This is a genomic window from Actinoplanes auranticolor (genome assembly GCF_018332655.1).
Taxonomy (GTDB): domain Bacteria; phylum Actinomycetota; class Actinomycetes; order Mycobacteriales; family Micromonosporaceae; genus Actinoplanes; species Actinoplanes auranticolor.
The window spans coordinates 1-13,362 of the sequence record NZ_BOQL01000027.1 but is presented as its reverse complement, the minus strand read 5'-3'; the positions used below and the strand labels follow the sequence as shown (position 1 = coordinate 13,362).

Below are 13,362 nucleotides of genomic sequence, written 5' to 3'. Positions count from 1 at the left end.
GATAGGCTGACCCGGTGGAGCGACCGGAGCTGTCCATCGCGGTTGAGCGAGCCCCCGACGAGGTTGTCTTCCACCTCGCCGGTGAGATCGACGTGCTCACGGTGGCCAAATTGTCCGCCATGGTGAACGAGACCCTCCTGGAACCGGAACCACCTTCCCGGATCGTGCTCGACATGTCCGGCGTGACCTTCTGCGACTCGCAGGGCCTGGGCACCCTGGTGGTACTCAGCCGTAAGGCCCAGCATGCCCGCGCGGTGCTGGCTCTGACCAACGTCGGCGACTTCCTGCTCCGCGTCCTGGACATCACCGGCCTGCGCAGTGCTCTGATGATCTCCAGCTCTACCTGATAGATTCCTGTCGAGCCCCGGATGGGCCGACACGGAGGGAAAGCTGTTCGGCCATCCTCCGTGGGCTCATCCACCCTGGGTGGCTGCTCTCCGTGATCAGGATCGAGCAGTAGGGACGACATTGAGCGCGACGTTCAACCACACCATCATCGCCGCGAAGGACCGCACCGTCTCGGCCGCCTTCTACCGCGACGTGCTGGAAGCAGCCGACGCCCCGTCCTGGGGCTTCTTCACCAACCTCCAGCTGGACGGCGGCGTGCTGCTGCAGTTCGCCGAGCCGCCGTTCGACATCCAGATGCAGCACTACGCGTTCCTGGTGGACGACGACCTGTTCGACCGGTCGTACGCCCTGCTGCGTGAACGTGGCATCGAGCACTGGGCGGACCCGCAGATGAAGCGCCCGGGCGAGACGAACACCGAGCACGGCGGCCGCGGTGTGTACTTCAAGGACCCGGCCGGCCACGCCCTGGAACTGATCACCCGGCCGTACGTAAGCTCCCAGGAGTAGCCGTAAGGCCGTCCCCGGGACGACGACACCGCCCCGGGGACGGCTGCGGCCGGCCGCCGAACCGGCCGACATAGTGGCCCTCGGCCTGCCCCGGCAGCGCCGCGCACCTCACTCTGAATGATCGTGCTTGCATCGCTGGTCGCGCCGGCGTTGCGCGCCGCGGGCGGCCGCGGCGACGAGATCGAGAAGGCCGGCGCCGAAACTCAACACCACATTGGCCGGTGGACAGCCGCGCTCAGCCGCCGTTGACGGGCTTCGCCGTGCGGTTGCGCGATCTGCGGCGGCGCGCGGGGGAGCCGTCGCTGCGGGAGCTGGAACGCCTCACCCGCCGGACGGGTCGCCCCTATCCCCGCGCCACCATCGATGACAAGCTGCACGGCCGTACGCTGCCGGACTGGGAGTTCGTGGCGGCGTTCGTCGAGGTCTGTCACCGCCACGCCGGGTGGCGCGGCCCGCCGGACCTCGACGGGTGGCGGGCGGAGCACCGCCGCGTGCTCACCCAGCTGGCCGGGCAAGGGGCTGGTCAGCGACGCGCGACCGAGGCGGCCGATGCCCTGGCGGGCGACGATCCGCTGGCCGTCACCGTCAAGCTCGCCGACGTCAGCTATCTGATCGTCCGCGGCCCGGACGGGGTGCTGAGCACCCGCTCGCACATCACGCTGGTGCGCTCGCCGAGCTCCGAGACCGGCCCGGCCCCCGTGCACATCCCGGTGACCGGGCACAACGTCTTCCTCGACCTCACGGCCGGCCCGGACAGCGACATCACCCTCGACCGGCTGCGGGCGCAGGTGACCCGGCGCGAGTCGGTCACCACGGATGGCGTCAGCCCGGCTCTGCCCCGGCAACCGGACCTCGTACTCAGCGCGGATCTCCAGGAGCCGGCGCGGTGGGCGGCCGCCGCCTTCGAGCCTCTGGAGATCCCGCACTACGAAGTGGTTCTCGATGCCGATCCGGCCGTGGTGCGCACGGCCCGCGACGCGCCGACGGACGCCCACCCCGGTGGGTGCCGGACGGACCGCCGCTGGTGCCCGCGGGAGGAAAGGCCCGCGTGGTCCTGGCGGCGCTGACCGCCGACCCGGCGCTCGTGCGGTGGCGGCTGCTGGCCGACGTGGCCCAGGACGGCCGCACGTGGTCCTTCGCCTGGGATCTGTCCGTCACTGCCACCTCCGGGATGGTGTACTACGAACCCGGTGGCCACGGCCCGAGCAACACGCCGGTCCAGCAGCTCTTCCCGCAGCACTGGACCCTGCGCTAGTTGCCCCAGCGGGCCTTCTCGAGCAGCTCGAGGGCTTCGCCGGCGGCCTCGTCGCCGCCGGCGCGCAGGGTCCGGGCCGCCTCGTCCACCAGGTCGGTCAGGCGCTGCCATTGCGCGTCGCGTTCGCGGCTGGCCTCGGCCTGGGCCTTGAGCTGCTGGGTCTTGGTCCACAGCTCGACGAAGATGGAGACCTTGGCCCGCAGCACCCACGGGTCGAACGGTTTGGTCAGATAGTCCACCGCGCCCACCGCGTAACCGCGCAGGGCGAGCTGGGCGTCGCGATCGGCTGCCGTCAGGAACAGGATCGGTACGTGCCGGGTGCGTTCGCGGCGCTTGATGTGGCCGGCCGTCTCGAAGCCGTCCATGTTGGGCATCTGCGCGTCCAGAAGGATCACCGCGAAGTCGTCGGTGAGCAGCTGCTTCAGCGCCGCCTCACCGCTCTCCACCGCGACCGCCTGCACCGGCAGGCCCTGCAGGATCGCCTCCAGCGCCAGCAGGTTGTCGCGCCGGTCATCGACCAGCAGCGCCTTGGCCCGCTCAGCCATCCTTGTTCTCCGTCCCGGCATTGTCGGACGCGTTCACCCAGCGGGCCATCAGCTCGATGAGCTCGTCGAGGTCGACCGGCTTGGTGATGTAGTCGCTCGCCCCCGCCGCCAGCGCCGACTCCCGGTCGCCGGGCATCGCCTTCGCTGTCAGGAAGACTACCGGTAGGTCCGCGAAGCGCTGATTGCGGCGGATTCCGCGGGTGGTCTCGTAGCCGTCCTGCTCGGGCATCATCGCGTCCATCAGCACGATGTCGACCTCGGGGTGCTCGGCCAGCAGCCGGACCCCGTCGACGCCGTTGTCGGAGTAGAGCACGTTGAGCCCGTGCATCTCCAGGGCGCTGGTCAGCGCGAAGACGTTGCGCACGTCGTCGTCGACGATCAGCACCGTGGCCCCGTCGAGCTGGCGGCTGGCCGGGCTGACGGTGTGCGTCTCCAGCTCCGGGCGGGGCGTGATCAGCGGCAGGTCCAGCGATGACAGTGTGCGGCGCGGCTCACCGGTCGAGCCCGACGCCGGCAGCTGCGGCAGGGAGGGCGCCGGGATCGCGTCGCCGATCAGGACGTCCGGCATGTACAGCGTGAACGTCGAGCCCTCGCCCGGCGCGGAGGAGACCACGATGGTGCCGCCGAGCAGGGCGGCGAACTCGCGGCTGATCGACAGGCCCAGGCCGGTGCCGCCGTACTTGCGGCTGGTCGTGCCGTCGGCCTGCTGGAACGCCTCGAAGATCAGGCTGAGCTTCTCGTCGGAGATGCCGATGCCGGTGTCGCTGACCGCGAAGGCGACCACCTGGCGGGCCGAGGCCAGCCCGGGGACATCGAAGTCGAGGTCGTCCGGCGCCGGGTGGATGCTCAGGGTCACCGAGCCGGTGTCGGTGAACTTGACCGCGTTGGAGAGCAGGTTGCGCAGGATCTGCTGGAGCCGTTGGGCGTCGGTGACGATCGACTCGGGCAGCTCCGGCGAGACCTCCACCCGCAGCTCCAGGCCCTTCTCCTCGGCCTGCGGGATGAAGGCCTGCTCGACGTAGCTGCGGACGCCGTCGAAGTCGACCTGGTCCGGCTCGACGTCCATCCGGCCGGCCTCGATCTTGCTGAGGTCCAGGATGTCGTCGATCAGCGACAGCAGGTCGGAGCCGGCGCTGTGGATCGTGCGGGCGAACTCGATCTGCTTCTCGGTCAGGTTGTGCTCCGGGTTGTCGGCGAGCAGCCGGGCCAGCAGCAACAGCGAGTTCAGCGGGGTCCGCAGCTCGTGGCTCATGTTGGCCAGGAACTCGGTCTTGTAGGCCGACGCCCGGGACAGCTGCTGCGCCTTCTCCTCGAGGCCGAGGCGGGCCAGCTCGATCTCCCGGTTCTTCGTCTCGATGTTGCCCTTCTGCTCGCTGAGCAGCTGCGCCTTGTCCTCCAGCTCGGCGTTGGTGCGCTGCAGCTCGGCCGACTGGTCCTGCATCTCGCGGGCCAGGCGCTGGGACTGGGCGAGCAGTTCCTCGGTCCGCCGGTTGGCCTGGATGGTGTTGAGCGCGACGCCGATGGCCGCGACCAGCCGCTCCAGGAAGGTCAGGTGCAGCCCGGAGAACGCGGCCACCGAGGCGAACTCGATCACACCGAGCATCTCCCCCTCGAACAGCACCGGCAGCACGACCAGGTCGTTCGGCGGCATCGACATGAGACCCGAGCGCATCGTCAGGACGCCGTCGTGGGTCGCCCGGACCCGGATCGTCCGGCGGGAGACCGCGGCCTGGCCGACGAGTCCCTCACCGGGCCCGAAGGTCACCTCGTTGTTGCGGGCGACGTAGCCGTACGAGGCGGCCAGCCGCAGCCGCATCACGGCCTCCTCGTGGTCGACCATGAAGAACGCGCCGAGCTGCGCGTCGACCAGCGGCGTCACCTCGGTCATGATCATGCGGCAGACCTCGCCGAGGTCGCGCTGGCCCTGCAGCAGGCCACCGATGCGGGCCAGGTTGGAGTCCAGCCAGCCCTGCTCGGCGTTCGCCTTGGTGGTCTCCCGCAGCGTCACGATCATCTGGTTGATGTTGTCCTTGAGCTCGGCCACCTCGCCCTGGGCCTCGACGGCCACGCTCTGGGTCAGGTCACCGCGGGTCACCGACGTCGACACCTCGGCGATGGCGCGCAGCTGGGTGGTCAGCGTGGAGGCGAGCTGGTTGACGTTGTCGGTGAGGTCGCGCCACGTACCGGAGACGCCCTTGACCTCGGCCTGACCGCCCAGCTTGCCCTCGATGCCGACCTCGCGGCCGACCCGGGTGACCTCGTTGGCGAACGAGGAGAGCTGGTCGACCATCGTGTTGACGGTGTCCTTGAGCTCGAGGATCTCGCCGCGGGCGTCGACGGTGATCTTCTGCGACAGGTCACCCTTGGCCACCGCCGTGGTCACCGAGGCGATGTTGCGGACCTGGGCGGTGAGGTTGGAGGCCATGTAGTTCACGTTGTCGGTCAGGTCACGCCACGTGCCGGCCACGCCACGCACCTGGGCCTGACCGCCGAGCTTGCCCTCCGAGCCCACCTCACGGGCCACCCGGGTGACCTCGTCGGCGAACGACGACAGCTGATCCACCATCGTGTTGACCGTCGACTTCAGCTCCAGGATCTCGCCCTGGGCGTCGACCGTGATCTTCTGCGACAGGTCACCGCGAGCGACGGCGGTGGAGACCTGGGCGATGTTGCGGACCTGGGCGGTGAGGTTGGACGCCATCGAGTTCACGTTGTCGGTCAGGTCACGCCACGTGCCGGCCACGCCACGCACCTGGGCCTGACCGCCGAGCTTGCCCTCCGAGCCCACCTCACGCGCGACTCGCGTCACCTCGTCGGCGAACGACGACAGCTGATCCACCATCGTGTTGACCGTCGACTTCAGCTCCAGGATCTCGCCGCGGGCGTCGACCGTGATCTTCTGCGACAGGTCACCCTTGGCCACCGCCGTGGTCACCGAGGCGATGTTGCGGACCTGGCTGGTCAGGTTGGAGGCCATGTAGTTCACGTTGTCGGTGAGGTCGCGCCACGTACCGGAGACGCCCTTGACCTCGGCCTGACCGCCCAGCTTGCCCTCGGAGCCGACCTCGCGGGCCACCCGGGTGACCTCGTCGGCGAACGACGAGAGCTGGTCGACCATCGTGTTCATGGTGTTCTTCAGCTCCGCGATCTCACCGCGGGCGTCGACCGTGATCTTCTGCGACAGGTCACCCTTGGCCACCGCGGTGGAGACCTGGGAGATGTTGCGGACCTGGTCGGTGAGGTTGGCGGCGAGCTGGTTGACGTTCTCGGTCAGGTCGCGCCACGTACCGGAGACGCCGCGGACCTGGGCCTGACCGCCCAGCCGGCCCTCGGTGCCGACCTCGCGGGCCACCCGGGTGACCTCGTCGGCGAACGACGACAGCTGGTCCACCATCGTGTTGACGGTGTCCTTCAGCTCGAGGATCTCGCCCTGCGCGGCCACCGTGATCTTCTGCGACAGGTCACCCTTGGCGACCGCGGTGGAGACCTGGGCGATGTTGCGGACCTGGCTGGTCAGGTTGGACGCCATCGAGTTCACCGAGTCGGTGAGGTCCTTCCAGGTGCCGGCGACATTGGGTACGTCGGCCTGGCCGCCCAGTTTGCCCTCGGTGCCCACCTCGCGGGCCACCCGCGTGACCTGCTCGGCGAAGAGCCGCAGGGTGTCGGTCACGCCGTTCATGGTGTCGGCCAGCTCGGCCACCTCGCCGCGGGCCGACACGGTGATCTTCTGCGACAGGTCGCCGCGGGCCATCGCGGTCGCCACCTGGGAGATCGAGCGCACCTGGTGGGTCAGGTTGGACGCCATCGTGTTGACCGAGTCGGTCAGGTCCTTCCAGGTGCCGGCCACGCCGCGGACGTCGGCCTGGCCACCGAGCTCACCCTGGGTGCCGACCTCGCGGGCCACCCGGGTCACCTCGTCGGCGAACGACGACAGCTGGTCCACCATCGTGTTCACGACCCGGCCGATGCGCAGGAATTCACCCCTGAGGGGTCGCCCGTCCATCTCGAGTGCCATGTGCTGCGACAGGTCACCGTCGGCCACGGCCACGATCACCCGGGAGATCTCGGTGGTCGGCCGGCCCAGGTCGTCGATCAGCGAGTTCACCGACCGGGCGCTGTCCGCCCAGGCGCCGTCGAGGCCCTCCTCGTCCAGGCGCTCGGTCAGGCGGCCGTCGCGCCCGACGATCCGGCTGATCCGGCGTACCTCCAGGTTCTGCCGCTCCTGCAGCGACACCACCTCGTTGAACGCGTCGGCGACCTCGCCGGCGACACCGCTGCGCCGGGGCAGCCGTACCTTCAGATCGCCGAGGCTGACCCGGCGTAGGGCTTCCGCGAGCTCGACGAGCACGGCAGTCTCGTCGGGCACGCCGACATTGACCTGGTGGGTCGCAGTCATGCTGTCCTCATTCGCTGTCCAACGGCTGGGGCGCTCCATCATCCCTCGCCGGGACAGTCCGGCGCGAGGTGCAGCTTTGTACATAGCCGGTCGGCGGGAGAGGATGCAGGCGTGTCGGTTGAGGCGGGACGTGTCGCGGCAGCTCTGGTGCGCCGGGTCCGGCTGCCCAACGACCGGCGTACGCCCGCCGCGGCGCGCGCCCTGGTCCGCTCGGTGCTCGAGGAAGCCGGGCTGGACTCGCTGGTCAACGAGGCCCTGCTGCTGACCACCGAGCTCTCCACGAACGCAGTGGTGCACGCCGGCACGGAAGTGGACATCGAGGTCGACGCCGACCCGGCCGGGCTCACCGTCACGGTGACCGACTTCGCCCCCGGGCCGGTCGAGCAGCTCGCCGTGGGCCCGCGCAACGAGCAGTCGGACATCGGCGAGGTTGCGGAGCGTGGTCGCGGGCTGCTGCTGGTCGACCACTTCGCCAGCCGCTGGGGCACCGTGCACGAGGGCGTCGGCAAGGGCGTCTGGTTCCGCCTGGAGAGCAAGGAGCCGGCCGGCGAGGCCGTCGCCACGGTCACCGACGGCGAGGTCGCCCCGTCCGTCGGCGAGCTGACCACACTGCTGCAGATGAGCCCCGAACGGCTCACCGACGAGAGCCTGGCCGAGTTCGGCAACGAGCTGCTCTCCCGCCTCTCCCGCCTCACCGGTGCCACCGGCGGTGTGGTCCGGCTCGACCGCGGCGACGGCGGCGGCCGCCAGCTGCTGGCCCGGCACGGACGCGCCCCCCGCGACGACGCCGAGACCATCCGGGTGCCGCTCACCGTGCAGCGACCGTACGCGGGCGAGCTGGAGCTGGACGCGTCCCCGGCCGGATACGCCCAGCCGCTGGCCACGATCGTCGCCGAGCGCTTCTCGCTGCACCTGGAGAACGACCGGCTGCGCCGCGCGGACCTGCGCCGGCAGACCTGGCTGACGTTCCTGGCCGAGGCCAGCGAGCTGCTCGCCCAGTCCCTGGACGTCAACCTGACGATGGCGCTCATCCCGCAGCTCGTGGTGCCCCGGCTGGGTCAGTGGTGCGCGGTGCACACCACGGACGCCTGGGGCCGGCTGCAACTCGCCGCGGCCACCCACGCCGACGAGGCCGCAGTGCCGCAGCTGCACGCGACGCTCGCCGAGACCGGACCGGATTCGATCCTGGCCCGGCTCGAGGAGGCCTCCCGGCTCGGCCAGCAGGTCATGTTCGGCACCCCGCCGGAAGGCTTCGCGGTGCCGCTGGTCGCCCGCGGGCAGCGGCTGGGCACCCTGGCGGTCGGCCGCCACCTGCGGCACCGGCACGACGGTGACGAGGTCGCGGTCCTGGAGGACGTGGCCCGCCGCGCGGCGCTGGCCATCGACAACGCCCGCATCCACGACGAACGCCGCAAGGTCGCCCGGACCCTGCAGGCCTCACTGCTGCCACCGGCACTGCCGCACGTCACCGGCATCGGCTTCGCCGCCGAGTACGTCCCGACCGGCTCGGAGGTCGGCGGCGACTTCTACGACGTCGTCCCGGCCGGCGACGACCGCTGGGTGGTGGTCGTGGGCGACGTCTCCGGCAAGGGCGTGCAGGCCGCGACGGTGACCGGCCTGGTCCGCGACGTGATCCGGATCCTGGTGGACGACGGCAAGCCGATGACGGAGATCCTCTGCCGGGTCAACCGCACCCTGGTCCAGCGCGGCGGCGGACGCTACTGCACGCTGGCCATGGCGACGGTGACCCGCGCCGGCACGGACCTGGAGGTCTGCCTGCACCTGGCCGGCCACGACCGGTCGGTCCTGGTCCGCACGGACGGCAGGACCTCCTTCGTGGGCGAGGGCGGCACGGCGCTCGGCCTGCTGGAGACGATCACCTCGCCGGACGTGAAGGTGACCCTGCACCCCGGCGACTCGCTGATCTTCTACACCGACGGCGTGACGGAACGACGCCGCGGCCGGGAACTGTTCGGCACGTCCCGGCTGCGGGACGCGGCGACGCCGCTGGCGGGCTACCCGGCGGACGTGATGGCGGCCCGGTTGCGCTCGACGACGATCAACTTCTCGGTCGAGGAACCCCGCGACGACATCGCGATCCTCGTCCTGCGCAACGACGCCCTCTGAGCCCTCAGGCCGGTCGTCCGGCCGGATAATGGGACGACTCATCACCTAACATCAATGACTCATCGAGTGATGGGTCACATCACCGGGGTCGAAAACGTCTTCGTAACACGATCGTCATTTGCCGTTCCGAAAGCAAATGCCCGAATCATTCTGCCGGTTTTGCGAGGTACGAAGACTCTTGTCGAAAACGTCAGACACCTGGTCGTCGGCGGTTCGGATACGAAAGATCGAGAGCCGCCCTGAAGGGCGGATACCACACCTCGGCATGTCTCGATCCCTTGACCAAAAGGGGGACATGGGGGGTCCGGCCCCGCTGAAAGGATGACCCGCGAAACGCCTCGATCAACGAATGACAAGGGGTGGATACGCATGTCGGCTGTTTCCGACGTGGTCTGTCACGGCCGGTTCCCGGCGCCCGTCCGGGCGCCCGAGCTGGAGATCCTGATCCCCGCGTACAACGAGGAACGGCGGCTCAGCCACACCATCATGGCGCTCGCCGGGCACCTGCGCCGGCGGCGGATCAACGGCTCGCTGCGGGTCATCGACAACGGCAGCTCCGACCGTACGGCCGAGTGTGTCGACCGCGCCGCGGCCGCCGGCGCCCCCGTGACCGTCACGGGTTGCTCGCGCCGCGGCAAAGGCGCGGCCGTGGCCCGCGGCATGCTGACCAGCACCGCCCGCTGGGTCGGGTTCTGCGACGCCGACCTGGCCACGCCGGCCGAGGCCGTCGACGACGCGCTCGCCGAGCTGCGGGCCGGCCGCCAGGTCGTGATCGGCTCGCGCCGTTGCGAGGGCGCTGAGCTGCAGTTACGGCAGCCGTTCGTGCGACGCGTCGGCGGCGCGGGCTTCCGGTTGCTGGCCCGGCGCTACTCCGGGCCGGTCACCGACACGCAGTGCGGTTTCAAGTTCTTCGAGGCGCAGGCCGCCCGGGCGGTCTTCTCGCAGGTGAAGCTCGCGGGGTTCGCCTTCGACCTGGAGGTGGTCTCGCGGGCGCGGACGCTGGGTCTGTCGGTCGTGGAGATTCCGGTCGCCTGGCGCGACCAGGAGGGCTCCACGTTCCGGTTGGTCGCCGACGGCCGCAAGGTCGCCGGGGAACTGTGGCGGCTGCACCGCGAGGTGCCGACCGCGGGCCGGATCCGGCGGCACGCGCTGCGGGCCGCCGCGTGAGCGGTCGCTATTCCCGCAACGTCTGGCGCGATCGGCACGTGGTCATCTGCAATTGGCGCGACAGCGCTCACCCGCAGGGTGGCGGCGCCGAACTCTACTGCGAACGGGTCGCCGAGGAGTTGCACGCCGACGGCGTACACGTCACTTATCTGACCGCGCGGGCAAAAGGCCAGAGCAGGTCCGAAAATACCGGTTACGGCCGGGTGGTGCGCGGCGGTGGCACCTATACCGTTTATCTGTACGTGCTGCTGTGGCTCCTGCTGCACCGGCGCTCGATCGACGGGGTCATCGACTCGCAGAACGGTATCCCGTTCTTCACGCCGCTCGTCCTGCGCCGGAACACACCGGTCGCCCTGGTCATCCATCACGTGCACCAGGACCAGTTCGAAGTGCATTTCCCGAAGCCGGCCGCCCGTCTCGGCCAGTTCCTGGAAAATCAGGCGAGCACCTGGGTCTACGGCAGCCGTGCGCTCTGCGCTGTCTCACCGTCGTCGCGCGCCGAGATCAGGCGCCGCCTCTCCCTGCGCGGCCCGGTGCATCTCGCGCCCTGCGGCCAGGAGATGCCCCCACCCCGGCGCCGGCGTCCGGCGGAGGTCCCACGGATCGTCTGTGTCGGCCGGTTGGTCGCCCAGAAGCGCTTCGACGTGCTGCTGCACGCCGTCCGGGTGGTCGCCGGGGAACTGCCCGGCGTCGAGTTGCACCTGGTCGGCGACGGGGAGGCCCGCGCCGGGCTCGAGCAGCTGTCCCGCGAGCTGGGGCTCGATCGGCACGTCCGGTTCCACGGCCGGGTCGATGACGCGACCCGGGACGCCCTGGTCGACTCGGCCTGGCTGACCGCGAGCGCGTCCATGGGCGAGGGCTGGGGCCTGTCCGTCATGGAGTCGGCAGCGGCGGGTGTGCCGGCAGTTGCCTTCTCCGTGCCCGGGCTGCGTGACACCATCCGGCCGGAGGAGACCGGCTGGCTCGTCGAGACCTCGGACGACATGCCGCAGGCGCTCGGGACAGCGCTGCTCGTGGCGCTGCGCACGCTCGCCGATCCGGTCGAGGCGGAGGTCTGGTCACAGCGCTGCCGGACCTGGGCCGGCCGTTTCACCTGGGCGGCAACCGCCGGACATCTGGCCGCCGTGCTCACCGCCGAGCGGCAGCGCCTCACCTCCACCCTCGGGGGTGAACGCCGGATCGGCTCGGACGGCGCCACCCTCGTCACCATGCCACCGGCCCAGCTCAACCGGGCCGACCTCACGATGCTGCGGGCCACCGACCTGATCGACGTCGACAGCGGGCGGGCCATGCTCCTGCTCACCGGCGCGGACGAACACGACGGGCGGCGGGTGCTCACCCGGCTGGGCGTCGACGTCACGGATCCGAATGTGCACGTACGCCTGGCCCGGCACCGGGATCTGCTGGGCTGGCAGAGTCACCCGCCGACCGGGACGAACGGCACCGACCGGGCCACCGGTCTGGCCACGGTGCCGGCCCGCCGCAGCCGTGGAACCCGGCTGGCCCGCCTCCTCGTGGCCCCGCTGACGGTGTTCGCGCTGGCCCTGGCCGTACGACTGGTCTCGCTCGGCCGGGCCTACGACATCTTCGTCGACGAGATCTCGTACACCGCGGTGGCCCGCAACCTGGCCACCGGTGCCGGTCTGACCCTCAACGACGGACCGTTCCACCTGCACCCGCCCGGCTTCTTCCTGGTGCTGGCCGGCTTCTTCGACCTCTTCGCGACGCCCACCGGGACCGCCGAGCTGGTGTTGCACGCCCGGCCCGTCGTGGCCGTCGCCGGCGCCGTGGTCTGCGCCGGCACGACGCTGCTGCTCCTGCGGGTCGTACGCCTGCCGATCGCCGTCCTGGCCGGGCTGCTGCTGGCGATCGACCCGTTCCTGTTGCGCTTCGACAGCCGGGTGATGCTCGAGGCGCCGGCGATGGCGGCGGCAGTGCTGGGCATGGTCGTGCTGACGGTCCGCACCCGCCGCCCGCTGGGCTGGGGACTGCTCAGCGGTGGCCTGCTCGGTGCCTCGATCCTGACCAAGGAGTGGTACGCCTTCGTCACCGCCGTACCGCTGCTGTTGCTCTGTTTCACCACCGAACGCGTCCAGCGGCGGCAACGCCTGACCGCGCTCGGCACGGTGATCGTCTGCTACGCCGCCTACGTGGCCTCGATGGCCGCGTTCGGCCTGCTGCCGCAGTGGTGGTCGGAGAAGGTCAGCGGCCTGGCCCGGGTGTCCGGGGTCGACCAGTCCACGGGCTTCAACCAGGCCGGTGCCGAGTCGTTCACCGCCCGGCTGGCCGCCAACCTGGCCACGTTCGGCGCCTCGTACGGCCTGATCGTGATCGGCGCGCTGGTGACGGCAGCGCTGGTCGTCACCCGGCACCGCAGACCGTGGCGGTTCCTGCTGGCCGGCGGCAGCCCGTCGGTGGTCACAGCGCTGGGCGTCGGGGCGTTCGTCTTCATCGGCTACGCGGTGGCTTTCGGCACGCTCGAGGAGCAGATGTTCTACCCGGTGATGGTGACCAGCGTGGTCATCATCGCGGCGGGGCTGGAGATGGCACTGCGGGCCCCGCGCCGCTTCCCGGTGGTGCGGCGGCTCAGCACCGGCATCGCGGTCGTGGCGGCCCTGGCGGTGCTGGCCGGGGACGGATCGATCTGGGCCGGGACCCGTACGCATCCCGACGACACGTACCGCAGGCTGCTCTCCTGGGCGGCGACCGGCTTCCCGGCGGACAGCACGGTCTCGGCCACCGAGGACGTCGCGCAGTTCGTTCTGACCGGCGTACGCCTCGGCCAGTGGTCCACGGTGCCGGCCCTGGTCAGCCACGACGTCGACTACGTAGTGGTGTCGACGGCCCTGGCCGAACGCGGCTACGGCCTCGCCCGTCCCGACTTCGTAGCGATCCTGGACCGCCAGGCCCCCGTGGTCTTCGCGGCCCACGGCCGGACCATGGGCGACCTGCGGGTCTACGACGTCCGCAAGCTCGTGGCAGCGGACGGAGCCGCCGCATGAGTAGCCCTGTGTCAA

General features: G+C 70.6%; 9 protein-coding genes. 7 read left to right on the top strand and 2 right to left on the bottom strand.

All coding sequences use genetic code 11. The annotated features are described in order from the left end of the window. Positions 1–14: 14 nt before the first annotated feature. The 4 genes from Aau02nite_RS17800 (at position 15) to Aau02nite_RS17785 (ending at position 2,110) form a co-directional block, all read left to right on the top strand. On the top strand, positions 15–347 hold the full coding sequence (locus tag Aau02nite_RS17800; RefSeq protein WP_212989577.1) for an STAS domain-containing protein: 333 nt from the start codon (positions 15–17) through the stop codon (positions 345–347). A 121-nt stretch (positions 348–468) separates the two neighbouring features. Next, positions 469–855 (top strand): VOC family protein, encoded by a 387-nt coding sequence (locus Aau02nite_RS17795; protein ID WP_212989576.1) that lies wholly within the window; start codon positions 469–471, stop codon positions 853–855. A 221-nt stretch (positions 856–1,076) separates the two neighbouring features. Continuing rightward, positions 1,077–1,922, top strand: a complete 846-nt coding sequence (locus tag Aau02nite_RS17790) for a hypothetical protein (RefSeq protein ID WP_212989575.1) — start codon at positions 1,077–1,079, stop codon at positions 1,920–1,922. Continuing rightward, positions 1,904–2,110, top strand: coding sequence for a hypothetical protein (locus tag Aau02nite_RS17785; protein ID WP_212989574.1), 207 nt, complete (start codon positions 1,904–1,906; stop codon positions 2,108–2,110). The genes Aau02nite_RS17790 and Aau02nite_RS17785 overlap by 19 nt, the downstream gene beginning before the upstream one ends. Here Aau02nite_RS17785 and Aau02nite_RS17780 read toward each other — a convergent pair. Then, the gene (locus tag Aau02nite_RS17780) at positions 2,107–2,655 is read right to left on the bottom strand and encodes a response regulator (protein WP_212989573.1); all 549 of its coding nucleotides are present in this window, start codon (positions 2,653–2,655) and stop codon (positions 2,107–2,109) included. The genes Aau02nite_RS17785 and Aau02nite_RS17780 overlap by 4 nt on opposite strands. Further along, positions 2,648–7,051, bottom strand: coding sequence for a HAMP domain-containing protein (locus Aau02nite_RS17775; protein ID WP_212989572.1), 4,404 nt, complete (start codon positions 7,049–7,051; stop codon positions 2,648–2,650). Before Aau02nite_RS17775 ends, Aau02nite_RS17780 begins: the two co-directional genes overlap by 8 nt. 111 nt (positions 7,052–7,162) lie before the next feature. Between Aau02nite_RS17775 and Aau02nite_RS17770 the strand changes: the two genes are divergently transcribed. The 3 genes from Aau02nite_RS17770 (at position 7,163) to Aau02nite_RS17760 (ending at position 13,347) form a co-directional block, all read left to right on the top strand. Next, positions 7,163–9,178 carry a SpoIIE family protein phosphatase gene (locus Aau02nite_RS17770; protein ID WP_212989571.1) on the top strand — a complete coding sequence of 672 codons (2,016 nt, stop codon included), beginning with the start codon at positions 7,163–7,165 and terminating at the stop codon, positions 9,176–9,178. A gap of 369 nt (positions 9,179–9,547) precedes the next feature. Next, complete coding sequence (locus Aau02nite_RS17765; RefSeq protein WP_212989570.1) at positions 9,548–10,345, top strand: glycosyltransferase; 798 nt, start codon at positions 9,548–9,550, stop codon at positions 10,343–10,345. Next, on the top strand, positions 10,342–13,347 hold the full coding sequence (locus tag Aau02nite_RS17760; RefSeq protein ID WP_212989569.1) for a glycosyltransferase family 4 protein: 3,006 nt from the start codon (positions 10,342–10,344) through the stop codon (positions 13,345–13,347). The genes Aau02nite_RS17765 and Aau02nite_RS17760 overlap by 4 nt, the downstream gene beginning before the upstream one ends. Positions 13,348–13,362: the final 15 nt, after the last annotated feature.